Source organism: uncultured Algibacter sp., from assembly GCF_905480415.1.
In the GTDB taxonomy this organism is placed as follows: domain Bacteria; phylum Bacteroidota; class Bacteroidia; order Flavobacteriales; family Flavobacteriaceae; genus Algibacter_B.
Genome location: NZ_CAJQQI010000146.1, coordinates 20006 through 45901, shown reverse-complemented (window position 1 = coordinate 45901; position 25896 = coordinate 20006). Strand labels below are relative to the sequence as shown.

Here is a 25896-nt window from a genome sequence, read left to right as displayed (position 1 = left end):
ACTCAATTTTTCTTATTCGAGCAAAGGTAAACGTTTTAATAAAATAGCTCAATACAATTATGTATTTTTGAACTTCATGATAGTTTTTAAATACATTTTCTGGGTATTGTATCGTATTTGGTTTTATATACTTGTAACGCTGCCCATACTTATATTTTTTCCTTTGCTTTTAATTTCTATTTCTAAGGAATCTTGGTATCCATTATTTTTTAAAATAGCACGTATCTGGGCTAAATGTATTTTAATAGGGATGGGTTTTGTCTATAAAATAGAACGAGAACAAACGCCAGAAAAAGATAAAAGCTATATGTTTGTTGCTAACCATACTTCTATGGCGGATATCATGCTGATGCTAGTTTCTATAAAAAACCCTTTTGTTTTTGTGGGTAAAGCTGAATTAGCTAAAATCCCTCTTTTTGGTTTCTTTTATAAGCGAACATGTATTTTGGTAGATAGAAGTTCTCCTAAAAGTAGGCAAGCCGTTTTTTTAAGAGCCCAACGTAGGCTAAAGTCTGGAGTGAGTATTTGTATTTTCCCTGAAGGTGGCGTACCTGAAGAACATATTGTGTTAGATGAGTTTAAAGACGGTGCATTCAGATTAGCTATAAATCATCAAATTCCAATTGTACCACTAACTTTTGCAGATAACAAAAAACGTTTTTCTTATACTTTTTTTAGTGGAGGCCCGGGAAGAATGCGTGTAAAAATCCATAAGTTTTTATCTACTGAAGGATTAGCTATTGCCGATACACGACCGTTAAATGATAATGCTAAAACAATAATATTAAAACAACTTCAGCAATTTAATAAATAAAAAAAACTGCTCGAGGGAACGAGCAGCTTCTTCTTCGATATGAGCTTTCGAGCTTAAATGAAAATCCATATCCAGATCTAACCAAAAACCTAGAACTTTATAGCGAATCCGGTATAAACACCTATAAAAAATGGTGTAAAATTCCCAGAAGTATTATTAAATGTATTAAATTGATATTTAAAGATAGGTTCTAAATTTAAATCGAATCGTTTAGAGACTTTATAGTTTAAACCCAATCCGAAATTAGCACTATAACTCATTTTATTTATGTTACTGGCCTCACCAAGAAAAGTTTTGGCGCCATTTTCCTCTTCTGAGAATATTTCGTTATTATTTAAAAAGAAAGAACTAAAGCCACCAATAAGATTTACTCCAAATTTTTTGTCAGAAAGCATGTATTGAATTTCTAAAGGAATTTCAATATAACCTAAAGCTTGATTAATTGAAGCATTAGAAGCTACTATAGATTCAGAAGCTGAAGTATCTAAAGTTTCAGAACTAATAAGAGAAATAGCATCAGCACTATTAGAGCTTGAATTAACATTTTGCAGAGCGCTACTACTAGAACTTAAACCAACAGATTGAAAAACCACAATGTCGTTGGTGTTATAGCCTAAATTAACTCTGTTAATACCAGAACGAATACTTAATTTTTTATTTACAGCATAACTTGCAGAAATACCATAACTCATATTAACTTCACCAGATTTAGAATTATTGTTGAATTGTGGGTCTATTGATGAGCCTTGTCCTCCCAAAGTATTAAAATAAACTGGAGCAGCATTTGTAGCGATACTCCACTTATTATTTAGTTTGTTGCTCTCTTCTTCAATAACATCATTAGTAATATTTAAAGCATCCTCTATAGAAAGCTTGTTTTCTTCTGAGTTTTCATCGGATTTATCGTCTTCAATAGTTTCTGTATTAACAGTGGCCATGGCAGTATTATCTTTTGAAGCTTCAGTAATAAGTGTTTTAGCTTTTTCTTTATTTACTAATTGCACGTCATTTTCAGAGTCAATATTATCTTTATTGTTTTCGGAAGGGTTAGTAACACTAGTCTTTTTTACTAGTTCATTTTGAAGAGTTATACCACTATTTTTTTCTTCAGAGGAATTAAGCATAGCGTTATTATTACTAAGATTAACTAGTCTTTTGTTGATATTTAATTTATGAGATGAAGTCAACTTCGTTTTACTTTCGTTTTGGTTTTTTGAAGCAGAAGTTTCAGCAATTGAAGCTTCTTTCGATGGACTTGCTTTATCTTTTATTATTTCAGATTGTTGGTTTGAAGCCTCGCTTAAATCGTCTTGAATGTTGTTATCTGAGACCACTAGATTAGTTTTAGTAGCATCGTTATTTTTAATATCAGCGTTCTCTGAATTTGTATTTTCAGTATCAGCAACTTGATCGATTTTACCTTCACCTGTATTATTAAAATAGATACCGCCAACAGTTAAAAGTAGAAGTAATAACGCCGCAACACCAGCATAACGCCACCATATTGGAATTACACGACGTTTTTTATTTTTTTCGTTTAGTTTAGTTTTTATATTTTTCCAAACAGCATCACTGGGAACCGCTTCAAAATCTTTAAAGGCTTCTTGGAATAGTCTGTCTATATGTTTCTTGTCACTCATTTATAATGTTTGCGAACGTTGCATTGATTTATGATCTTCAATAGTTTGTTTCAAAATTAGTCTAGCTCGTGATAAATTAGATTTTGAAGTCCCTATGTTAATTTTCAGCATGTCTGCTATGTCTTTATGCGAATAACCATCTAGTACATATAAGTTAAAAACCAATCTGTATCTATCGGGCAATTCTTGAATAATTTTTAAAAGATAATCAATGGAGACCGTGTCTTCATCAACTTCCAATTCAACGTCTTCAATAGTATTTTCATTTATTATATCAAAAACTTTTTCGGTTCGGTAACGTTGCAATGCCGTGTTTACGGTAATACGTTTTATCCAACCTTCAAAGGAACCTTTATCTTTATATTGTTCAATTTTATTAAAAATTGTTAAAAATGCGTCTTGCAAATTATCTTCAGCTTCGGCATAGTTTCGCGAATACTTTAAGCAAATTGCGAACAACTTACCCGAAAAGAGTTTGTATAATTCACCTTGTGCTTTAGTATTATTAATTTTACAATTTTCTATGAGTTGTTTTAAACTCAATTTAAACAGGTATATAATTAATACTTATTACGCGATAACAGGAACTTCAATAATTAAGTATTGAGTTTCTCCGTCAGTACCTTCGCCTTGCCAAAACTTAAAAATATACGAACCATTGCTGGTAACTATAAAGTTAAAAGTTGCTTCAACCAAGTTGTCTTCAAGAGTTTCACAGTCGTTGTTATCAAAAACATATGTTATTGGAGCAACTGTTCGTTCATTATTTTCTTTTAAATAATAAAACTCTTTAAAACCATGACATGTTGAAGGCCTTAAATAAGATACTGTGATAGGATAGGTTTCCCCTAACTCAAATTCATCAGGGATGTCTACACTTTCAACAGGTAAAACTTCAAAGCTAAAACTTGTGCTATCGTCATCAACACTACAAGATGCAAAAAGCATAAGTGTTAAACAAAAAACTACTAACCTTTTCATAGCAAAACAAATTTAGTGTTATATGCATGTTTGCACTATGTAGATGCTAAAGGCACAAAAAGGTTGCGTAGAAAACCGAATAATTTGTTTTAAATTAAAAAATCCCGAGTTAACGGGATTTTTTAATTATTTTTCTGCTACAGCTTTTCTGACCTTGGCTTCAAGTTCGTCCATCAGTTCTGGATTGTCTTTTATTAGTGCTTTAACAGCATCTCGCCCTTGACCTAGCTTGGTCTCGTCGTAACTAAACCACGAGCCACTTTTCTTTACAATTTCATGTTCTACGGCCAAATCTAAAATTTCTCCAACTTTAGAAACACCTTCGCCATACATAATATCAAACTCTGCAAGTCTAAATGGCGGAGCCACTTTGTTTTTTACAACTTTAACTCTTGTTTTATTACCTTGAACTGCTCCGTCTGTATCTTTAATTTGTGTAGAACGTCTAATATCTAATCTTACAGAAGCATAGAATTTTAAGGCGTTACCACCGGTTGTAGTTTCTGGATTACCAAACATAACACCAATTTTTTCACGTAATTGATTAATAAAAATCACGGTACAGTTGGTTTTGCTAATGGATGCCGTTAATTTTCTCAAAGCTTGAGACATTAAACGTGCATGAAGTCCCATTTTAGAGTCTCCCATTTCACCTTCAATTTCACTTTTAGGAGTTAATGCAGCAACAGAATCTATAACGACGATATCAATAGCGCCAGACCTGATTAAATTATCAGCAATTTCTAGAGCTTGTTCCCCATTATCTGGTTGAGAAATAATTAAATTATCAATATCAATACCTAAGTTTTCAGCATAAAAACGATCAAAAGCATGTTCTGCGTCAATAAACGCAGCAATACCACCAGCTTTTTGAGCTTCAGCAATAGCATGTAAGGTTAATGTTGTTTTACCAGAAGACTCTGGACCATAAATTTCAACCACACGACCTCTTGGGTAACCACCAACCCCTAAAGCAATATCTAGACCTAATGAACCCGATGGGATAGCCTCTACATCTACTATAGCAGCATCACTCATTTTCATCACGGTACCTTTTCCGTAGGCTTTATCTAGTTTGTCTAATGTCAGTTTTAGTGCTTTTAATTTTGCTTCTTTTTCTTTTTCGCTGCTCATTTCTTTGTTTTTTTCTAAAAATTGTATGCTAAAATACCATATCTTTTTTCACAATACAATTTTATGACGCAACCTTTTTACACAATTTGCATCTAGTTAATAAAGAGTAAAAATATTCTATCAAATTTACAAAAATGAGTTTTTGAACTAAGACTAACTCTAAACTCAACTAAAGCATCTAAATTTTTATTTAGGTGCTTTTTTTATGGGCTAAACTAAAGTTAGTTTTTTGATATGGTCGTGGCGATTAGGTGCGCTAGGGATTGAACGGTTTGTTTGAGCTCGCCGACGAAGGAGGAAGCGAGCAGTGAAAGCCCGACCCTTGGGTAGCGCTGAAGTTTTTTTAATTATTTAGAAATTGTACATTTGCATTTCAAATTATTCTTTAACCTTAAAAATTAGTATAGCATGCAACTGTACAATACCTTAAGCGCAAAAGAAAGAGCTGAGTTAATCGAGAAAGCAGGAAAAGATCGATTAACACTTTCTTTTTATCAGTACGCAAAAATTAAAAATCCTCAAGAATTTAGAGACCAGTTATTTATCGTTTGGGACAAATTAGATGTTTTAGGACGTATCTATGTTGCTACCGAAGGTATTAATGGTCAACTCTCATTACCAGCAGATCGTTTTAATGAATTTAAAACGCATTTAGACACCATTGATTTTCTTAAAGACATCCGTTTAAACATTGCTGTAGAGCAGGATAATATGTCTTTTTTAAAATTGAAAGTAAAAGTTAGAAATAAAATTGTTGCTGACGGATTAAATGATAATACATTTGATGTGACCAATAAAGGGGTTCACGTTGGTGCAGAAAAATTCAATGAACTTATTGAAGATAAAAAAACCGTTTTGGTTGATATGCGTAACCATTACGAAAGTGAAATAGGACATTTTAAAAATGCCGTAACACCAGATGTGGATACGTTTAGAGAATCTTTAGATATTATTGAAAACGATTTAAAAGACCACAAAGAAGATAAAAACTTGGTTATGTACTGCACAGGAGGCATCCGTTGTGAAAAAGCTAGTGCTTATTTTAAGCATAAAGGATTTAAAAATATATATCAATTAGAAGGCGGTATAATTGAATATACAAGACAAGTAAAAGACCAAGATTTAGATAATAAGTTTATGGGTCAAAATTTTGTGTTTGATGATAGAAGGGCAGAACGCATTAGTGATGATGTAATTGCGCAATGTCATCAATGCGGAGAATCTTTTGATGTTCATACCAATTGTGCCAATGATGCCTGCCACTTATTATTTATTCAATGTGAAAAGTGTAAGCAGGAAATGGACAACTGTTGTTCTACAACATGTAAAGATATACATGCTTTACCTTTTGAAGAACAAAAACAGCTTCGAAAAGGACAAGGTAATAGTAACGATATTTTCAAAAAAGGGCGCGCCAAGCATTTACCCTATAAAAAGGATTTGAGGAATATATTTGATAACTTCGAAAAAAGGGATTAATGAATATTGACAAACTTATATAGTTTAACAAAAAGATAGAAATCTACAAGATACAATCCCTAAGTCTTTGTCTTTTGCGTAAGAAGAACAGAGAGTTTTCGCTGTGAATTTGGATACTTTTTTAAACATTTTGAAATTTAAAAAACAACTCAGAACAGCATCCAATAAGCTTAATTACGAATTTGAGTATAATTAAAAATCTTTCTTTTTAATCCTTAGAATAATCTTATATTTACATCCAGAAGCTAGTTTTTTAAAAAAAACGCTTTCAGAAAAGCTTCTTGAAATTTCATTATCAAGTATTTACAGATTCTGTTTCTGTAAAGACGAGATTCAAAAATAGTTACGAACCATCTTCTGATAGACTCTTTGTTCTAATCGGAATCAATATATATAACATATGGCTTGCGCAAGTTGCTCAACTAAAGACGGCTCTCCAAAGGGTTGCAAAAATAATGGTACTTGTGGTACAGATAGTTGTAATAAGTTAACCGTTTTTGATTGGTTAGCAAACATGTCACTTCCAAATGGAGAAAAGCCCTTTAATTGGGTGGAGGTTCGTTATAAAAACGGAAGAAAAGAGTACTACCACAATACAGAGAACTTAACATTAAGTATTGGCGATATTGTTGCTACACAAGCCAAATCAGGTCATGATATAGGCATGGTTACCCTTACCGGGGAATTGGTGCGTGTTCAAATGAAACGCAAAAACATCCGAGAAAACACAGAGGAAGCTTTAAAAATTTATCGAAAAGCTAGTCAAAAAGATATAGATATTTGGTCGACTGCGCGTGATAAAGAAGAGCCGATGAAGGTTAGGGCACGCCAATTTGCAATCGATTTGAAACTTCACATGAAAATTTCAGATATCGAATTTCAAGGCGATGCCAGTAAAGCAACATTTTATTATACGGCTGAAGAACGAGTTGATTTCCGTGAACTTATTAAAGTCTTTGCTCGAGAATTCAGAACGCGTATTGAAATGAAACAAGTAGGATTTCGTCAAGAAGCAGCAAGACTTGGTGGTATTGGTTCTTGTGGGCGCGAATTATGTTGTTCTACTTGGTTAACAGATTTTCGTTCGGTAAGTACGTCAGCAGCACGTTACCAACAATTATCGTTAAATCCTCAAAAGTTAGCAGGTCAATGTGGTAAACTAAAATGCTGTTTAAACTATGAATTGGACACGTATCTTGATGCTTTAAAAAGTTTCCCAAAAACCGATACAAAACTTTATACTAAGAAGGGCACTGCAGTTTGCCAAAAAACAGATATTTTTAAAGGACACATGTGGTACGCTTATGAAGGTGAGTGGATGAATTGGCACAAGATTACTACAGAACAAGCCAGCGAAATTATTGAATTAAATAAGCAAAATAAAAAAATTGCTAGCCTTGAAGAATATGCTTTAGATGTTTTAGAAGAAGATACTAAAACAGAGTTTGAAAACGTTGTGGGTCAAGATAGTTTAACACGCTTCGATAGTCCAAAACGCAATAATAAACGTAAAAATAATAGAAGGAAAGGCAATCAAGGCAATAGAAGCACGCCGTCCAATAAAAATACAGCCAATAAGAGTGATGCATCAAACAAAAATGCCACACCTAAGAAGAAACCAAACCAAAATAACCGAAGAAATAATCCTAAGAGAAAACCTCAAAATAGTAAAAATGCTGAAAAATAGAATCCTGTTGTTTTATTTAATGTTTTCTCTTTTAATAGTTTCTTGCGATTCTAATAGTGTTTATGATAATTATAAATCTATTCCTAATTCATGGCATAAAGATTCTATAGTTAGTTTTAAAGTAACCCCACCAGATTCTACAAATGCATATAACTTATTTGTTAATTTGAGAAACACAACCACCTACAAATACAATAATTTATTCTTAATTGTCGAAATGGTTTTTCCACATGGTAAAACAATAAAAGATACTTTAGAGTATAAAATGGCAGAACCAAATGGGAAGCTTTTAGGTGAGGGTTATATGGATATTAAAGAGAATAAATTATGGTACAAACAAGACATTGTTTTTAAAGAAAAAGGAGAATATACCATAAATATTCAGCATGCTATGAGAGAAAACGGAAAGGTAAATGGCGTTATAGACTTAGAAGGCATTACTGATATAGGTTTTAGAATTGAAAACCTACTTAAAGAATAAACTACATAACTTTAAAATACTTAAGAATTCAGGCTTAAGACACTTAAACTATGGCAAAAGCAAAGAAAAAAACAAAAGCTGTTCAAGATTTCTCAAAATACATCCGTTGGTTTTGGATAGTTTTTTTAGGAGGTATTATTTCTATATTCTTAATTTTTTTATTGACAGCTATTTTTGGAGATTTACCAGACCATACGCAATTAGAAAATCCAAAAACACATTTAGCAACTGAAATTATCTCTTCAGACGGAGAAACCTTAGGTAAGTTTTATTTGAACGATAATAGAACACCAGTTGGCTATGATGAACTATCACCATATTTGATAGACGCATTAATTGCTACCGAAGATGCTCGTTTTCATGAACACTCTGGGATTGACGGGATCGGTACTTTAAGAGCTTTCTTTTTCTTAGGTAAAAGAGGAGGAGCGAGTACGATTTCTCAACAATTAGCACGACAATTATTTGTCGGTGTCAGATCTAAAAACATATTAGAAACAGGAGCTCAGAAAATAAAAGAATGGATTATTTCCATACGTTTAGAGCGTCAATATACAAAAGAGGAAATCATAGCTCAATATTTTAATATTTATGATTTTGGAAATAATGGAGATGGAATCAGAAGCGCTTCAAGAATATATTTTAATAAAGAACCTAAAAATCTTGATTTGAAAGAAGCGGCCATGTTAGTTGGCATGTTTAAAAATTCTTCTTTTTATAATCCAATACCAAGTAGAAATCCTGTAGGCGTAAAAAATAGGCGTAATGTAGTATTATTCCAAATGGAGAAATATGGTTATATAAATAAAGTGATTAAAGATTCGCTTCAAAAAACAGAATTAGATTTAGATTTTTCTCCAGAATCACATCGTGAAGGTATAGCCACTTATTTTAGAGGGTATTTAGATGGGTTTATGAAAAATTGGATAAAGAAAAACCCAAAACCAGATGGTTCAAAATGGAATTTATACAATGATGGATTAAAAATATATACTACCATAGATTCTCGAATGCAAACCTATGCTGAAAATGCGGTCCAGCAACATATGCCAAGGTTACAGGCAGAATTTTTCAATCAGAATACACCTAGAAGAAATCCAACAGCACCATTTTTAGAATTAGAGAAAGATGAAATTGATGCCTTGATGAGAAGAGGGATGAGACAATCAGAGCGTTGGAGGCATTTGAAGTACGATTTAAAAAAATCAGATAAAGAGATAAAAGCTTCTTTTGAAAAAGCAACAAAAATGTCCGTTTTTAAATGGATAGACGGTAAAGCTTCAGAGGTGGATACTATTATGAAACCTATAGATTCTATACGTTATTATAAGTCGTTTTTAAGAACAGGAATGATGTCTATGAACCCACAAACAGGTCATGTAAAAGCTTGGGTAGGCGGAATCAATTACAGACATTTTCAATACGATATGGTAAAGCAAGGAAAACGCCAAATAGGGTCTACCTTTAAACCATTTGTTTATGCAGCGGCTATAGACCAATTACACTATTCTCCTTGTGATGAATTTCCAGATGTTCCATTCTGTATTGAAGCTAATAAATACGGAAATCCAGAAGAGTGGTGTCCCAAAAATTCTGGAAATAATTATGGAGGAACCAGAACTTTAAAAAATGCATTAGCCAATTCCGTAAATACGGTTACGGCTCAATTAATTGATAAAGTAGGTCCACAAACTGTTGTAGATTTAGCAACAAAGTTAGGTGTAGAATCTGAAATGCTTCCAGTGCCTTCTATAGCATTGGGTACGCCAGATATAAGTGTTTATGAAATGGTGGGTGCGTATTCATCATTCGCTAATCATGGTGTGTATACAAAACCTGTTATGGTGACAGGTATAGAAGATAAAAACGGAACTATTTTGTATCAGTTTAAACCTGAAACACGCGATGTTTTAAGTAAAGAAACGGCTTATGTAGCAGTTAAACTCATGGAAGGTGTTACTCAAGGTGGATCGGGTACAAGACTAAGACATAGTTGGGCTATAAATAGACCTGATTACAAAGAGGTTATAACTGGATATCCATACGAACTTTCGAACCCTATTGCTGGAAAAACAGGAACTACACAGAACCAAAGTGATGGTTGGTTTATGGGAATGGTACCTAATTTAGTTACCGGAGTTTGGGTTGGTGCTGAAGATAGAGCAGCTCACTTTGCTTCCATAACTTATGGCCAAGGTGCAGCCATGGCATTGCCTATTTGGGGGTTATATATGAAGAGTTGTTATGCTGATGAAGCATTAAACATTTCAAAAGAGGAGTTTGAAGCTCCAGAGAATTTGTCTATAAAAGTAGATTGTTCTAGTGAAACTTCAACTTCAATTGAAGAAGAGGATTCAGATGATGATACACCGGAAGATTTAGACTTCGGATAATAGTAAAGTGTAATTTTATAAATTTAATATAAACCGTTCCGAAAGGAGCGGTTATTTTTTTTTAAAATCTAGACATATCATTCAATTATTCGTAAATTTATAAAGCAAAAACTGAATAATAATGATTAATAAAAAAGTAGCTGATGTTCAAGAAGCTTTAAAAGGAGTTTCTAGTAACATGACTTTTATGCTTGGTGGTTTTGGACTTAGCGGTATTCCTGAGAATGCTATAGGAGAATTAGTAAAACTAGGAGTAAGTGGTTTGACCTGTATTTCTAACAACGCAGGTGTTGATGATTTCGGATTGGGGTTACTACTTCAAAAAAAACAAATCAAGAAAATGGTATCGTCTTATGTAGGCGAAAATGATGAGTTTGAACGTCAAATGCTTTCTGGTGAATTAGATGTGGAATTGATTCCTCAAGGTACTTTAGCAGAACGCTGTAGAGCTGCACAAGCAGGATTTCCTGCTATTTACACCCCCGCTGGATTTGGTACTGAAGTTGCTATAGGTAAAGAAACTCGAGAGTTTGATGGAAAAATGTATGTTTTAGAACATGCTTTTAAAGCAGATTTTGCATTTGTAAAAGCATGGAAAGGGGATGAAGCGGGTAATTTAATGTTTAAAGGAACTGCAAGAAACTTTAATCCTAATATGTGCGGGGCTGCAAAAATTACGGTGGCTGAGGTTGAAGAAATGGTTCCTTTAGGGGAGTTAGATCCAAATCAAATCCATATTCCTGGGATATTTGTGCAACGCATTTTTCAAGGTGAAGTTTATGAAAAACGAATTGAACAACGAACTGTAAGACAACGAAATTAGATTATGTTAGACAAAAACGGAATAGCAAAACGTATTGCAAAAGAAGTACAAGACGGGTTTTATGTTAACTTAGGAATTGGTATTCCTACGCTTGTGGCTAATTATGTTAGAAACGATATAGAGGTTGAATTTCAAAGTGAAAACGGGGTTTTAGGTATGGGACCTTTTCCTTTTGAAGGTGAAGAAGATGCCGACGTGATTAATGCTGGAAAACAGACCATTACAACGTTGCCTGGAGCAAGTTTTTTTGATTCAGCTATGAGTTTTTCTATGATTAGAGGAAAGCATGTAGATTTAACCATTTTAGGAGCTATGGAAGTAGCTGAAAATGGAGATATAGCCAATTGGAAAATTCCAGGGCGTATGGTAAAAGGTATGGGTGGTGCGATGGATTTAGTTGCTAGTGCTGAAAATATTATTGTTGCCATGATGCATACTAACAAACGTGGAGAATCTAAATTATTAAAGCAATGTAGTTTACCATTAACAGGTGTTGGTTGTGTAAAAAGGATAGTAACCAATTTGGCTGTTGTTGAAGTTACAAAACAAGGTTTTAAATTACTAGAACGCGCACCTGGTGTATCTGTAGATGACATTAAAGACGCGACAGAAGGAACATTAATTATTGAAGGAGATATTCCGGAAATGGATATTTAGATTTATAAAAGTCTATAACTTATTTAAAGAAAAAACGACGAAATGTTAAATTAAAACGTATTTCATCGATTTTTTATGTTTTTAAACCGATTTATTAAAAATGTATTCTATATTAGCAGTCCCCAAAGAAACCAAATTATTATAGATTTCCCCAAATCTACCATAAACTTTAAAACCTATGAGTATTGCTTCAAATCTACCTGAACTACCTACAAATGACAAAAGCAGATTCAAAGAAACTTTAAAAGAGAATTTACAATTTTTAAAAAGCTTAGGCTATTTAACCAAAAAAATATTTATGTTATAATCCTTTTGGGATAGCATGAATTAGCTTCTTAGTATATTCTTTTTTTGGTGCATTATAAATAACATCAGCATCATCCAATTCCTCAATTTTTCCTTGATTCATAACCAATAGTTGGTCAGACATATATTTAACCACAGCCAAGTCGTGCGATATAAATATATAGGTAAACCCAAAATCTGTTTTAAGTTCGTTTAGTAAGTTTAAAACTTGTGCTTGAACGGATATATCTAAAGCTGATACCGACTCATCACAAACAATTAATTTAGGCTGTAAAGCAATGGTTCTAGCGATTCCAATACGCTGACGTTGTCCTCCAGAAAACTCATGGGGATATCGATTAAAATAATCTTCAGATAGTCCAACTCGGTTTAAAATATCGATAACTTTTTCCTTTCTTTCGATATCAGAAGCATATAGATTATGCACTTCCATTGGTTCCATTATAGCTTCACCAACAGGTATTCTAGGGTTTAATGATGAATAAGGGTCTTGAAATATAATTTGAATATCTTTTCTAAGCGCTCTAGTGTTAGTTGTTGAAAGTTTAGTAATATCTATACCATTATATAAAATAGCCCCAGCTGTGGCTTTGTCTAACTGCAAAATAGCATTCCCTAAAGTTGATTTTCCACAACCAGATTCTCCAACTAATCCTAAAGTTTCGCCTTCGTATAATTTGAAACTTACATTATTAACCGCTTTAAAGGACTGTGATTTTGTAAACAAGCCTGATTTAGAGATAAATTCTTTTTCAATATTAATAACCTCTAAAATAGGTGGTTTACTGTACAGTATTTTATGATTTTTTTCACGTGCTTCAGAGGTAACTATGTCATTTGAAATGGTGTCATTTAAAAAATCTTGAATAGTTGGCAAGGTTTGTAATCGTGTATCTAACGAAGGCCGAGAATTTATTAAAGCTTTTGTATAATTATGTTTTGGGTTTTTAAAAATATCTTTAACTGCACCTTGTTCAACAATATCACCTTTGTACATTACAATAACGCGATCTGCAATTTCTGAAATCAAAGCCAAATCATGAGTAATAAAAATAATACTCATTTTGGTTTCAATCTGTAACTCTTTTAACAGGCTGATAATGTCTTTCTGTACGGTAACATCCAAAGCAGTTGTTGGCTCATCAGCAATTAAAATATCTGGTTTGCAGGCAATGGCCATGGCAATCATAACACGTTGTTTTTGTCCGCCTGAAATTTCATGAGGATAGGACTTTAAAATACGCTCAGGATTTGGGAGTTTTACTTTTTCAAAAAGCGAAATGGTTTCTTGCTTTACTTCATTTTTTGATAGGTTGGAATGCTGTAATAATATTTCTTCAACTTGTTTTCCGCAAGTCATAGATGGATTTAAAGAACTCATAGGTTCTTGAAAAATCATAGCGATTTTATTTCCTCTTATCCGTTGGAAGGCTTTGGAAGATAGTTGCGTTAAGTCCTCATCCTCATATATAATAGATCCACTTGTGATTTTAGAAATCCTTCTGGGTAATAAGCCTAAAATTGCTAAAGAAGAAACAGATTTTCCTGATCCAGATTCACCAACAATACCTAATACTTCATTTTTATTTAGACCATATGAAATATTATGAATTACTTGATTATCTCCAAATGATATGGAAATATCTTTGAGCCTTAAAATAGCATTTTTTTGCATTTATATATGAATAATTTCATCGTCAGTTAAAATGGCATCACCTCGCAATCTCAAAAATATTTGTGCTACCGCAATCGTATCTTTTTCACAATAGGTAACGATTCTATCAATTTCGTTTTCTTCGTAATAAACACGATATACTTCGCTGCCATCGATATCATCTTTGGGTGAAGGGATTCCCAAAACATGAGTCAATAGTTTTAATGATGTATAGGATTTATAGTCGCCAAATTTCCATAGTTCTAGTGTGTCTAGATGAGGTACTTCCCAAGGTTTTTTGCCAAACAAGTTTAATTTGTAGGGGAGCTCAATATCATTAATTATCATACGTCTTGCTATATAAGGAAAGTCAAATTCTTTACCATTATGTGCACAAAGTAAGTGCTTAGTTTCACTATAATGCGAAATAAGCAAGTTTTTAAAGTCTTTCAATATTTTAATTTCATCACCATAAAAAGACGTGGTTCTAAACGTTCGTAAATCGTTTAAAATATTAAAATACCCCACCGATATACAAACTATTTTACCAAACTCGGCCCAAATCCCTGCTCGGTCGTAAAATTCTTCAGCAGTATATTCCTCTTTACGTTGGTATTGAGATTTGTGTTCCCAAAGAGCTTGTTTCGTTTCGTCTAAATCAGAAAAGTGTTGCGTTTCAGGAACGGTTTCAATATCTAAAAATAATATGTTTTCAAGGTTTAGTTTAGAGATCATAACCCAGCATTTTATAGGCTTCTTCAATATAAACTGTAATGTCATTTGTAAAAGCTCCTACGGCCTCATCTGGCGATTTGCTATGTCCCAAACGAACGATAATAATATTATCGTTTGGTTCGACAAAAACATATTGCCCAAGATGCCCGCGCATCATGAAAAAATGTTTGTTCCCAATATCTTTTAACCACCACCCGTAACCATACTCAGGGCTTTCAGCAAAACGTGGTGTAATAGATTTTGTTACAAAAGCAGAGTCTAAAAGCTGTTTTCCACCCCATTTTCCATGATCTTTATAAAGTTTTCCAAAACGCGCAAAATCTTTCGCATTACTGGAAATAGAAGTAAAAGCTTTAGCCAACCTGTGTTCTTTATCGTCTAATTGCCACAAAGCATCATTTGTAGTACCTAAGGGCTTCCAAAAACTTTCAGAGAGGTATTTTGCCAAAGGTTTATCCGTAGCTTTTTGAATTACCATTCCTAGTAAGGCTGTACTACCACTTAAATATTCAAATTCTACTCCAGGAGTTTTAACTACTTTTTGGTTTAAAATAGTTTCGGCTAAATCATTATCATAATTCGCTCGTGCTGTAATACAAAAAGGGTTTGTATATAGTTCTATCCAATCTAATCCTGAAGCCATAGATGCTAAATCTCCGACAGTCGTTTTTGCATAATCGTATTCTGGATAAAAGTCACTAACGGGTTGATTTAAATCTTCGATGTAACCATCCATAATAGCTTTTCCAAGGAGAGAAGTTGTAATGCTTTTTGCCATCGAAAATGAATTGGTTTTTGAGTTTTCATTAAAACCATCATAGTATTTTTCAAACCAGATACTATCATTCTTGATAATTACATAGGCTATTGTTCCCCAATCTTTATTTACGGAAGTGAGTTTTTTAGTTTCATTTATTGCATTGTAATCTTCATGAATAGGCCAAGGGCTAGGGGTATTCCCTTTTTCGATAATATCATTTTCAAAATAGGGATGATCATCAATAAAGGCTGTATTATGTCCAGTAAAATAAACTACTTTGACTCCTCTTAGTATATAATCATAATCAAAAATATATAGTAAAATAATAATAGACCCAATTAAATATGCAGTCCATTTAAAAAGTTTTTTTAAAAATTTCATAAAATATGTTTATGTGTAAAAAATAAAGATAATAAAATTCTTTTTTAATGAAAACAAAGTAGATAAAACCTATTATCTGGAAGTTTTTTGTTTTCTCTTTTCTTTGTAAAAAGTCTTATCCGCAACATAAATAGTTTTAGTAAGTTCAGCAATAACAATACCATCTTTATTTATAATATTAGGTGTTTTTACAATGTCAATCTCACCGTTTTTGTCAACATCTTTTTTGATAGCGTAAACCTCCTCAGGAGTAAACGTAAATTCACAGAATATAGTTTCTGTTCCGGGTCTTTTGTATTTAATTGTTGCTGATTTATCCCAAACCACATAGTTATCACCCAAAATTTTTAAAAGTTGAATCATATAAATAGGATCTGTGGCAGATAACATACTACCTCCAAAAATAGAACCAACAAAGTTTCTGTTTTTCCAATTTAGAGGGATTTTAATTTTTATATATAATAAATCTTCAGAAACTTCAATTATTTCCCCCGTAGAACGTCTATACATAGGAGACCAATTAAACCCATATTTATAAATTTGAGCATCGCTAAAAAATTTATTTGCAATATTGGTAAGTGTTCTGTACATTTTTAAAAAAGAGATTGTTGTTTGTATGGACTTTCATGTTCCAATAGCCATTGTTTTCGGTGTAAACCCCCAGCGTAACCAGTAAGAGACCCATCACTTCCAATAACACGATGGCAAGGGATAATAATCCAAAGTGGGTTTTTACCATTGGCATTAGCAACTGCACGAATAGCTTTTACATCACCCAACTCTTTCGATAATTCTAAATATGAAATTGTTTTTCCGAATGGAATTTGATCTAGTTGCTTCCAAACTCTTTTTTGAAAATCAGTACCAGTTGGATTTAATTTTATGTTGAATGCTTTACGAGTTCCTTCAAAATATTGATTGAGTTGAATGACACAATCTTCTAATTCAATAGGGATAATATCTGTAACTTTTTCTTCAGAATTAAGGACGGTAACAGAGGTAATACCATCTTCATTGCCTAGTATTTTGGTGAAACCTAAAGGTGATTTGATAATGCAAGTTTTCATCTGATTATTTTTATTTTAAAATTGTCAGATGGAAGGTTCATTTTAAATATAATTTTTGGATCATGTTTTAAGCAAGAATATTTCATTATTCTGAAGTGGTGTCATCATCAAAAATCCCTAGGTTTTTAGCGCGTTCTTTCCAGCTTTTTCTAGCTAAATGCTGTAAATCTGAAACGTTGTCACTTTCGTCCATAATTTCTAACCCTAATAGGGTTTCTATAACATCTTCCATAGTTACCAAACCGCTAACGGATCCATACTCATCAACGACTAATGCCATATGATTTCTACTTTCAATTAATTTTTCAAATAATTTAGGAATAGGTAAATTTCTATCTATTATAATGATGTTTCGTTTTAATTCAGATAACTTTTTATCACCATGACCAAGAGCCATTTCTTTAAAAATCTCATCCTTTAAAACAAGCCCTTTTATGTCGTCTGAATTGTCTGAATAAATCGGAATTCTTGAAAACCGTAGATTTAAATTTCTTTTAAAAAAATCTTTAACCGTAGTGTTTTGGTCCTCCGTTAGCATTACCGTTCGTGGTGTCATTACATCTTTAGCAAAAACATCTTTAAAAGTGAGTAAGTTTTTAATAATCTTACTTTCGTTTTCTTGAAAAACACCTTCTTCATGAGCCATATCTGCCATAACTAAAAACCCTTCACGACTTAAAATACTACCGTGACCTTTCCCACCAATAAGTTTTGTTGTAAGTTGAAGGAGCCATAAAATACCTGTCCATTTTAATGGAAATATTAAAACAGTTAATGCTTTTGAAGTGAAATTAGCCAATTTTTTCCAGTATGTCGCACCAATAGTTTTAGGTATAATTTCTGAAGCTACTAAAATTAAAAAAGTCATAATAGCGGAAACAACACCAACCGTATTTATACCCCAAAGTTCAATTTTAAAAGGTAATTTCTCGGCTTCAATACCTACCATCATAGCGCCTAAAGTATGGGCAATGGTATTAAGTGTAAGTATTGCTATGAGGGGCTTGTCTACATCTTTTTTTAGACTTTCTAAAGTTAACGCATAGTCTTTACCTTCTTGTTTTTTAACGTTTATAAACGTTGGTGTAATGCTCAATAATACAGCTTCGAGAATAGAACATAAAAAGGAAAAGAAAATTGAAATAGTTGCCCAAAAAATTAATGTACTCATTAAATAAGTTTTAGGCTAATTTACGAAAGTAATTTAACAACATCCTTTGCGAAATAGGAAGCTATAATATCAGCACCTGCACGTTTAATGGCGGTAATCTGTTCCATCATAACAGCATCATGGTCTAACCACCCTTTTTCGGCTGCAGCTTTTAACATGGCGTATTCTCCGGACACTTGATAAACGGCCAAAGGCACATCCACTTCGTTTTTAATTTCTCGAACAATATCTAAATAGCACAAACCAGGTTTTACCATCACTATATCTGCGCCTTCGTCAATATCCATTTCGGTTTCGCGAATGGCTTCAAAACGGTTAGCATAATCCATTTGATAAGATTTTTTATCTTTTGGAATATCTACTAAATTCACAGGAGCAGAATCTAAAGCATCTCTAAAAGGCCCGTAAAACGCAGAAGCGTATTTAGCCGAATAACTCATAATTCCAGTATTTGTAAAACCTTCATCTTCTAAAGCTTCGCGAATGGTTAAAATACGTCCATCCATCATATCACTTGGTGCTACAAAATCAGCGCCAGCTTGAGCATGAGAAATACTCATTTCTGCCAGTACATCGGCTGTTTCATCATTTATGATTTGTCCGTTTTCAATAATGCCATCATGTCCATAAGCCGAATATGGATCAAGGGCAACATCTGTCATAACCAACATATCTGGACACACATTTTTAACTGTTTTAATGGCACGTTGCATCAATCCGTTCGGGTTTAATGCTTCAGCACCCTTATTGTCTTTTAAGTTATCTGGCACTTTCACAAAAAGTAATACCGATTTTAATCCCAGTTGCCAAAGCTCTTTTACTTCACCTTCTAACAAATCTAAACTGTAACGAAAATAGTTTGGCATGGACGGAATTTCATCTTTAATACCTTTGCCCTCAACTACGAAAAGTGGCACTAAAAAGTCGGTTGGAGTAATTATGGTTTCTCGAACTAAAGAACGAATGGCTTCGTTGGTTCTTAATCTTCTATTTCTTCGTAATGGAAACATAGTAAAATGGTTATTTGTTAATACGTTTATTTGCTTATCCAATCTACTGGATTTTTTAACACTTCTAATAGTTTTTCTTCATCACTTCCGGCTTCAGGATGATGATCGTAAACCCATTGCACATGCGGTGGTAAACTCATTAAAATACTTTCTATCCGTCCGTTGGTTTTAAGCCCAAATAGGGTGCCTTTATCATGCACTAAATTAAATTCTACATAACGTCCACGTCGTATTTCCTGCCAATTACGTTGTTCATCTGTATAGAATAAATTTTTTCGCTTTTCAACTATTGGGGTATAAGCATCTAAGAAACTATCTCCAACTTCTGTTACAAAGTTATACCATTTTTCCATAGTCATGGTTTCTGATGCTTTGCAATAATCGAAAAATAAACCACCAATGCCTCTACCTTCGTTTCTGTGTGCATTATAAAAATACTCATCACAACGTTTTTTGTAAGTTGAATAAAACTCAAGATTGTGTTCGTCACAGGCTATTTTGCAAGTTTGATGAAAGTGTTGGGCATCTTCTTCAAATAGGTAATAAGGCGTTAAGTCTTGTCCGCCACCAAACCAACTATCAATGATGCTTCCGTCTTTATCGTACATTTCAAAATAGCGCCAATTGGCATGGACTGTTGGAATCATTGGGCTTTTAGGGTGTAATACCAAACTTAATCCACAAGCAAAAAAATCAACATCACCTACTTTAAAATAGGCTTGCATAGATTTTGGTAATTTACCATGAACGCCTGAGATATTTACTCCTCCTTTTTCAAAAACATTACCATTTTCAATAACACGCGTTCGTCCGCCACCGCCTTCAGGTCGTTTCCAAACATCTTCTTGAAATTTGACTTTCCCGTCAATGCCCTCGAGCTTTAAGGTAATACGGTCTTGTAAATCCTGTATATATTGGTAAAATTTGTTTTTCATATTTTTTATACCATTGTTTTATTACAATATGTAGCTTTCTCAAAATCTCTAATATTTACAGCGATGAAAGAAACAGTTGGAAACAAAGTTTTTAATTGTCTAACAATTTGTTTTGAAATATTAGCCTTTTGTTCTGTAGTTCTACCTTCCATTATATTGGCAAAAACATGAATAAAATCCTGTTTTCTGCCGCCTACTAAATAGTTGTCTTTAAAAGGGTTTAAGCGCACTTTAATATCAGTTTCATCAAATAATTCTGAATTACAAGCAGAACGATGTACATTATGTATGAGTTTTTCAGGCTCCTGAAGTGTTAAAATATTTTCTGAACAATCAATTACAAAATGAGGCATATTTTAAGATTCTATTTTTTTATATAGTTCGTATAATTCCATGTTTGATGGCTTTCCTTCTAGGGGTGTAAACTCGTTTTTAAGTGTTTTAATCCAGAAGAAATTATTGTTTTTAGCAACTTTAATACTGCCAATATTACTTTTATGTGAAATGATTTGCAGCGTTTCTAAACTCAATGTTTCAAAAGCATAGTCTGATAATTGTTTTACAGCTTCTGTCATTACACCTTTGCCTTCAACACTATAATCTATACAATATGCGAATTCGCCCTGTTTTGTTTTCCAATCGACTGCTTTGATGTAAACTAAACCTATCAATTTATTGGATTCGTTTTCTCTTAAAGAGAATAAAAACTCTTCTTTAGTCTCAAATTGTTTGACCTTTTTTTCGACAAAAATATGTGATAAATCAGGTGTTAAATTCTGTTTTAAGGTTCCAGGAAAATAGTGTTTTAACCGATCTTCATTAGCAACCGCAAAGTTACAGATAGTCCATCCATCATTTTCATGTATAGGGATGATATGATATGAACCAAAATTAAGCTGCATTTGTTGGTGTGTTTTTAAGTTGAAGTGTTTCTACCGTTCTGGTTGAAGCTGCAGTAACTGATAACGGAAGCACTAAAATTACTCCAATTATTGGAATTAATAAAAAGAGAATAAAAACAATGCCGTTACCTATAGCTAAACCACGATGTTTACGAACAAATTGCAAGCTGTCTTTGTATTGAAAATGGCGTTCTAAAGTATAATCCATATTACCAAAACCTGCATAATAGGCCTGTACCATGAATAACAAAAGAGTTGAAAAAATATTGACTATTGGAATAAACTTAAGTAGTAGAATAGGAATGGTTATAAGCAATTCCATAATTAAGTTTCTCCCATTAATACGGATACCTCGCAAAAGTTGTTGCATAAAGGTGGTATCTCTATGTGAATGCGAAGGATTACCTGTAAAATGAGTTTCAATTTTTTCTGAAACAGGACTCATAAATGGAGCTGATAATGCCATTATGATATGTTTGAAAAGTATAAGCCCGATAACTACTACTATTAATCCACCAATAAAATTGCTAATGGAAGTAAATGTGTCATGTCCCCAATCCCAAATCCAGATTTTTGAAATGAAAGCACCAATGTTATCTGATAATCCGTAAGCTGAACCAAATACGGCAATTGCTGTTACCAAACTAATTATCATGGGTATAGCAAAATACTTCCAGAGTTTTAATTTTGAAATTAAACTGAAAGCACCGAAGTATGCTTTAATTCCTGAAATGATGTTTTTAATCATGACGTTACTTTTGCGTTAGGGATTGAGGCATTTGTTGAAGCTCTCCTGATTTTTTTATCGGGAAGCGACTGCCGAAAGCCCGACCTGCTTTTTTACAACGATAATTAGGTTTTTAAAACCAAAGGTTACATAAAAAAGTAGGTAACGCTCGCAATATTTTAATTTCCGTATTCCTTAACGGCATCTATAAAAGCTTTAGCATGGTCTAGTGGTATGTTTGGTAAAATACCATGGCCGAGGTTTACGATGTATTTGTCTTTTCCAAATTCGTTTATCATTTGGTGTACCATTTTCTTGATTTTTGCAGGTGGAGAAAACAGACGAGTTGGGTCGAAATTACCTTGTAGAGTAATATTTCCACCAGACAAATAGCGCGCATTTCTAGCAGAGCATGTCCAATCTACACCAAGAGCAGAAGCTCCAGATTTTGCCATGTCGCCAAGTGCAAACCAACAGCCTTTACCAAACGCAATTACTGGTGCATCATCTTTTAAGGCGTCTATAATTTGTTGAATATATTGCCACGAGAATTCTTGATAATCGACTGGTGAGAGCATGCCTCCCCAAGAATCAAATACCTGAACCGCGTTACATCCTGCCTTTACCTTTTCCTTTAAATAGGCAATGGTTGTATCTGTGATTTTTTGTAATAGTTGGTGTGCTGCAATAGGATTTGTAAAACAAAATTCTTTGGCTTTATCGAAATTTTTGCTGCCTTGTCCTTGTACGCAGTAACATAAAATAGTCCAAGGGGAGCCTGCGAAACCTATTAACGGGATTTCATTATTTAGCTTTTCCTTAGTTGCTTTTATTGCTTCGTAAACGTAATTTAAAGCTTCTTTTACGTCTGGGACAATTACATTATCAACGTCTTTTTGAGAACGAATAGGGTTTGGTAAATACGGACCAAAATTTGGTTTCATTTGTACCTCAATATTCATGGCTTGAGGAATAACCAAAATATCACTGAATAAAATAGCAGCATCCATACCGTATCTTCGGATAGGTTGTACTGTAATTTCACTGGCTAATTCTGGTGTTTGGCAACGTGTAAAGAAATCATACTTTTCTTTGATAGCCATAAATTCCGGCAAATATCGACCTGCTTGACGCATCATCCAAACGGGTGGGCGGTTTACAGTTTCTCCTTTTAATGCTCTTAAAAATAAGTCGTTTTTAATCATATCTGTTTGTTGGCTGTTAGTCCTTAGCTTTTAATTCAGGGTTATCAGCTATATATAATATTCATTCACTAATTCAATGACACTTTCTACTGTTGGTACTTTTGCGGTTTTAACATCTTTAAAATGCTTGCTAGCTTCTTTTGCAGTTGTTTCGCCAATACAAAAGGCAGTTATTTCTTTTTTATTACTGCGTACAAAACTCTCTACAGTTGATGGACTGTAAAACATGACGCTTTCAACAGAATCATCTACTTCATGGCCATCATCTTTGGTTTGGTAGGCTTCAACTTCATTTACAGTTATGTTATTTTCAGTTAAAATAGTTGGTAAAGCATCTAACCTAATATCGCTACAAAAATAAGTAACTTCAGTACCTTCTATGAAATCCACTAAATATTCAGCCAATTTTTGAGCATTTTTTTCAGTGTGCTTGACTTTGCCTATTTTGTTTTCTACAAGACGTTTGGTTCTGCGCCCAACACAATAAATATTTTTAAACTGCAATTCTATTGCAGAATAGTTTGTAGTCAGTGATTCAACAGTATTTTTACTAGTAATCACTACATTTTGAATTTCATTTTTTAAGAAACGAGGGTGAATACGATTCAAACTTATTTTTATAAAATCTAAGCTTTCTGCAACGACCTTTTCATGAAATAATAAGCGTTGATCTTCGGTAAACGATTTTGTAGAAAACACATTCGTTTTTTTATCAGAATGTTTAATCTTGTCCATTAAACGTTTGCCACCACGTTCAATAACAAAATCAGCACAATACTGCGCCATATCGTTATGTTCACCTAGCTTTTTAACTCGTGTAACATCAATTCTTTTAGTGCCATCAGCACTTAATAAAACACCTTTAAAGTTTATTTCCTCATCTTTAATATAGGCTAAAGCACCAATAGGCGCTGTACAGCCACCTTCTAATTTATTTAAAAAATCACGTTCAATAGTCGTGCAAATTTCGGTTTCTTCGTGGTTTAGTTCAGCACATGCTTCTTTTACATATTCATCTTCTTCTAAAGCGGTAATCATAATAGCACCTTGAGCTGGTGCAGGAATCATCCAATCTAAATTGATAGCTTCTTCTGGCCTAACACCTATTCTGCCAATTCCAGCTGCAGCGAAAATGGCACCGTTCCAATCATTGTCTTCAAGTTTTTGTAAACGTGAATTTACATTACCACGTAAATCAGTAATAGTATGTGTTGGAAAGCGATTTAGCCACTGCGCTCTTCTACGTAAACTACCCGTTGCAATAACAGCTTCTTTAGCGCCTAAGAATTCTTCATTGTCTTTAAAAACAAGCGTATCATTTACATTTCCTCGTTTTAAAACTGCCGCTTGCATAATCCCATTTGGCAAAACTGTAGGTACATCTTTTAAAGAATGCACAGCAATATCGATGTCGTGATTTAACATGGCGATATCTAAAGTTCGGGTAAATATACCTGTAATACCTAATTCATAAAGCGGCTTATCTAAAACTAGATCGCCCGTAGATTTTACGGGAACGAGTTCAGTTTTATGACCTGCTTCTTCGAGTAATTTTTTTACAATGTTGGCTTGCCATAGTGCTAATTCACTATCTCGCGTACCAATTCTTATGGTTTTAGACATTTTTTGTGGAAGGTTCTAACTGAAATACTTTTTTAATGAGTTCCAAACTATCATCAGTAGATACGTCATCATCTTTTAAGTGATGCGCAAAGTGGTTAGTAATTTTTTGAATGATGTTATTGCTAATTAATTCAGCTTGAGCTTCGTTAAAGTCAGCATTTTTTTTGCGTTGAGTATCTAATTCCGCAGTAGCAAAATCAGATAATTTATGTTTTAAAGCCTTAATGGTTGGTGCAAATTTTCTAGTTTCTAACCAACTATTAAATTCTGCTTTTATTTCTTCTATAATAATTTCTGCTGAAGGAATATGAGCTTTACGAGCTTCTAAAGTTTCATCTGTAATTTGCGATAAATGGTCTAGATGAACAAGCGATACATTTTCCAATTCTTGAACATTTTCGTTAACATTTTTAGGAATTGATAAATCTAAAATCAACAAAGGTTTTTCTGATTGAATAATATGCTTATCAATAGTAGGGCGCTGCGCACCTGTAGCTACAATTAGAATATCGGATTCACTAATCTCTTCTTGTAAATTGGCATAGTCTCTAACCAATAAATTAAACTTTCCAGCAATTTGTTCTGCTTTTGTTTTTGTTCTGTTGATTAAGGTTATTTGCTTATTTTGGGTGTGTTTTACGAGGTTTTCACAAGTGTTTCTGCCAATTTTTCCCGTCCCGAATAATAAAATATTCTTATCGGAAACGGTTTCAATATTTTTGAATATATATTGTACGGAAGCAAAAGAAACAGAAGTTGCACCTGAAGAAATATCAGTTTCTGTTTTAATACGTTTACTAGCTTGAATAACTGCATTTACTAAACGCTCAGTAAAATGGTTTAATAATCCGTGTTTTCTAGATAATTTTGCACTGATTTTTAACTGGCTGATAATTTCAAAATCTCCAAGAATCTGACTGTCTAAACCAGAACCCACACGAAACATATGTGCAATAGCCTCTTTGTTTTTGTAGATGTAGGCGACTTCTTGGAATTCTTCAACCGTTCCGCGAGCATTATCACAAAGAAGTTGTATTAATTGAAAGGGATGTTGTGCAAAACCGTAAATTTCAGTCCGGTTGCAGGTAGAGGTAACCACCAAGCTTTCAATATCATTTTCTTTAGCTTGACAAAGTAATGCGAGTTTGGAAGCTTCATCCAAACTAAAAAGACCTCTTATATCTGCATCGGCTTTTTTGTAACTTAAACCAATGGCATAAAAAGAACTACTTCTACTAATATTGTATTTTTGCATTGCTATACCTGATAATATGAGGCAAAAATATACGGATGGCTTAAAAAAAAGTAACGCTCAAAGAACTTTAAGTATC

General features: G+C 33.4%; 25 protein-coding genes. 7 read left to right on the top strand and 18 right to left on the bottom strand.

The genetic code is table 11. The features are described from left to right. Positions 1–76 precede the first annotated feature (76 nt). The gene (locus QZ260_RS10040) at positions 77–814 is read left to right on the top strand and encodes a lysophospholipid acyltransferase family protein (RefSeq protein WP_295985715.1); all 738 of its coding nucleotides are present in this window, start codon (positions 77–79) and stop codon (positions 812–814) included. A gap of 89 nt (positions 815–903) precedes the next feature. Here QZ260_RS10040 and QZ260_RS10035 read toward each other — a convergent pair whose 3' ends face one another. The 4 genes from QZ260_RS10035 to recA all read right to left on the bottom strand — a co-directional run bounded on the left by QZ260_RS10035 (position 904) and on the right by recA (position 4569). Next, positions 904–2454, bottom strand: a complete 1551-nt coding sequence (locus QZ260_RS10035; protein ID WP_295985713.1) for a hypothetical protein — start codon at positions 2452–2454, stop codon at positions 904–906. Then, a complete protein-coding gene (locus QZ260_RS10030; RefSeq protein ID WP_295985711.1) occupies positions 2455–2997 on the bottom strand; it encodes a sigma-70 family RNA polymerase sigma factor in 543 nt (180 codons plus the stop codon). It lies immediately after the preceding gene. A gap of 27 nt (positions 2998–3024) precedes the next feature. Beyond that, positions 3025–3435, bottom strand: a complete 411-nt coding sequence (locus QZ260_RS10025) for a hypothetical protein (RefSeq protein WP_295985708.1) — start codon at positions 3433–3435, stop codon at positions 3025–3027. A gap of 126 nt (positions 3436–3561) precedes the next feature. Next, positions 3562–4569 carry a recombinase RecA gene (recA, locus tag QZ260_RS10020; protein ID WP_295985706.1) on the bottom strand — a complete coding sequence of 336 codons (1008 nt, stop codon included), beginning with the start codon at positions 4567–4569 and terminating at the stop codon, positions 3562–3564. 408 nt (positions 4570–4977) lie between these two features. Between recA and QZ260_RS10015 the strand changes: the two genes are divergently transcribed. The 6 genes from QZ260_RS10015 to QZ260_RS09990 all read left to right on the top strand — a co-directional run bounded on the left by QZ260_RS10015 (position 4978) and on the right by QZ260_RS09990 (position 12089). After that, the gene (locus QZ260_RS10015) at positions 4978–6048 is read left to right on the top strand and encodes a rhodanese-related sulfurtransferase (protein WP_295985704.1); all 1071 of its coding nucleotides are present in this window, start codon (positions 4978–4980) and stop codon (positions 6046–6048) included. 400 nt (positions 6049–6448) lie between these two features. Continuing rightward, complete coding sequence (gene ricT, locus QZ260_RS10010; protein WP_295985702.1) at positions 6449–7735, top strand: regulatory iron-sulfur-containing complex subunit RicT; 1287 nt, start codon at positions 6449–6451, stop codon at positions 7733–7735. After that, complete coding sequence (locus tag QZ260_RS10005) at positions 7722–8216, top strand: gliding motility lipoprotein GldH (RefSeq protein ID WP_295985699.1); 495 nt, start codon at positions 7722–7724, stop codon at positions 8214–8216. The genes ricT and QZ260_RS10005 overlap by 14 nt, the downstream gene beginning before the upstream one ends. A gap of 50 nt (positions 8217–8266) precedes the next feature. Further along, complete coding sequence (locus QZ260_RS10000; protein WP_295985696.1) at positions 8267–10609, top strand: transglycosylase domain-containing protein; 2343 nt, start codon at positions 8267–8269, stop codon at positions 10607–10609. Between the two features lie 121 nt (positions 10610–10730). Next, a complete protein-coding gene (locus QZ260_RS09995) occupies positions 10731–11432 on the top strand; it encodes a CoA transferase subunit A (protein ID WP_295985692.1) in 702 nt (233 codons plus the stop codon). Between the two features lie 3 nt (positions 11433–11435). Beyond that, complete coding sequence (locus QZ260_RS09990) at positions 11436–12089, top strand: 3-oxoacid CoA-transferase subunit B (protein ID WP_295985689.1); 654 nt, start codon at positions 11436–11438, stop codon at positions 12087–12089. A gap of 301 nt (positions 12090–12390) precedes the next feature. On the opposite strand, the gene QZ260_RS09985 is transcribed toward QZ260_RS09990, so the two are convergent. The 14 genes from QZ260_RS09985 to hemA all read right to left on the bottom strand — a co-directional run bounded on the left by QZ260_RS09985 (position 12391) and on the right by hemA (position 25820). After that, entirely contained in the window at positions 12391–14070 is a 1680-nt protein-coding gene (locus QZ260_RS09985; RefSeq protein WP_295985687.1) for an ABC transporter ATP-binding protein, read from the bottom strand. After that, positions 14071–14784, bottom strand: coding sequence for a 3'-5' exonuclease (locus QZ260_RS09980; protein ID WP_295985685.1), 714 nt, complete (start codon positions 14782–14784; stop codon positions 14071–14073). Next, complete coding sequence (locus tag QZ260_RS09975; protein WP_295985682.1) at positions 14774–15925, bottom strand: serine hydrolase; 1152 nt, start codon at positions 15923–15925, stop codon at positions 14774–14776. The genes QZ260_RS09980 and QZ260_RS09975 overlap by 11 nt, the downstream gene beginning before the upstream one ends. 72 nt (positions 15926–15997) lie before the next feature. Further along, complete coding sequence (locus tag QZ260_RS09970; protein ID WP_295985680.1) at positions 15998–16516, bottom strand: DUF4442 domain-containing protein; 519 nt, start codon at positions 16514–16516, stop codon at positions 15998–16000. 2 nt (positions 16517–16518) lie between these two features. Next, complete coding sequence (locus tag QZ260_RS09965; protein WP_295985677.1) at positions 16519–16992, bottom strand: methylated-DNA--[protein]-cysteine S-methyltransferase; 474 nt, start codon at positions 16990–16992, stop codon at positions 16519–16521. Between the two features lie 85 nt (positions 16993–17077). Then, entirely contained in the window at positions 17078–18163 is a 1086-nt protein-coding gene (locus tag QZ260_RS09960) for a hemolysin family protein (RefSeq protein ID WP_295985675.1), read from the bottom strand. Between the two features lie 20 nt (positions 18164–18183). After that, the gene (gene hemB, locus QZ260_RS09955; RefSeq protein WP_295985673.1) at positions 18184–19173 is read right to left on the bottom strand and encodes a porphobilinogen synthase; all 990 of its coding nucleotides are present in this window, start codon (positions 19171–19173) and stop codon (positions 18184–18186) included. Between the two features lie 26 nt (positions 19174–19199). After that, positions 19200–20108: an oxygen-dependent coproporphyrinogen oxidase gene (gene hemF, locus QZ260_RS09950; RefSeq protein ID WP_295985670.1), complete on the bottom strand. Its 909-nt coding sequence runs from the start codon at positions 20106–20108 to the stop codon at positions 19200–19202. A gap of 5 nt (positions 20109–20113) precedes the next feature. Continuing rightward, positions 20114–20461, bottom strand: a complete 348-nt coding sequence (locus QZ260_RS09945) for a 5-carboxymethyl-2-hydroxymuconate Delta-isomerase (protein WP_295985668.1) — start codon at positions 20459–20461, stop codon at positions 20114–20116. Between the two features lie 3 nt (positions 20462–20464). Then, positions 20465–21010, bottom strand: coding sequence for a GNAT family N-acetyltransferase (locus tag QZ260_RS09940; RefSeq protein WP_295985666.1), 546 nt, complete (start codon positions 21008–21010; stop codon positions 20465–20467). Continuing rightward, positions 21000–21758 (bottom strand): EI24 domain-containing protein, encoded by a 759-nt coding sequence (locus QZ260_RS09935; RefSeq protein ID WP_295985664.1) that lies wholly within the window; start codon positions 21756–21758, stop codon positions 21000–21002. Before QZ260_RS09935 ends, QZ260_RS09940 begins: the two co-directional genes overlap by 11 nt. Before the next feature lie 158 nt (positions 21759–21916). Continuing rightward, entirely contained in the window at positions 21917–22942 is a 1026-nt protein-coding gene (gene hemE, locus QZ260_RS09930) for a uroporphyrinogen decarboxylase (RefSeq protein ID WP_295985661.1), read from the bottom strand. Positions 22943–22990: 48 nt separating this feature from the next. Continuing rightward, the gene (gene hemC, locus QZ260_RS09925; protein WP_295985659.1) at positions 22991–24565 is read right to left on the bottom strand and encodes a hydroxymethylbilane synthase; all 1575 of its coding nucleotides are present in this window, start codon (positions 24563–24565) and stop codon (positions 22991–22993) included. Further along, a complete protein-coding gene (gene hemA, locus QZ260_RS09920) occupies positions 24558–25820 on the bottom strand; it encodes a glutamyl-tRNA reductase (RefSeq protein ID WP_295985656.1) in 1263 nt (420 codons plus the stop codon). The genes hemC and hemA overlap by 8 nt, the downstream gene beginning before the upstream one ends. Between the last annotated feature and the right edge of the window lie 76 nt (positions 25821–25896).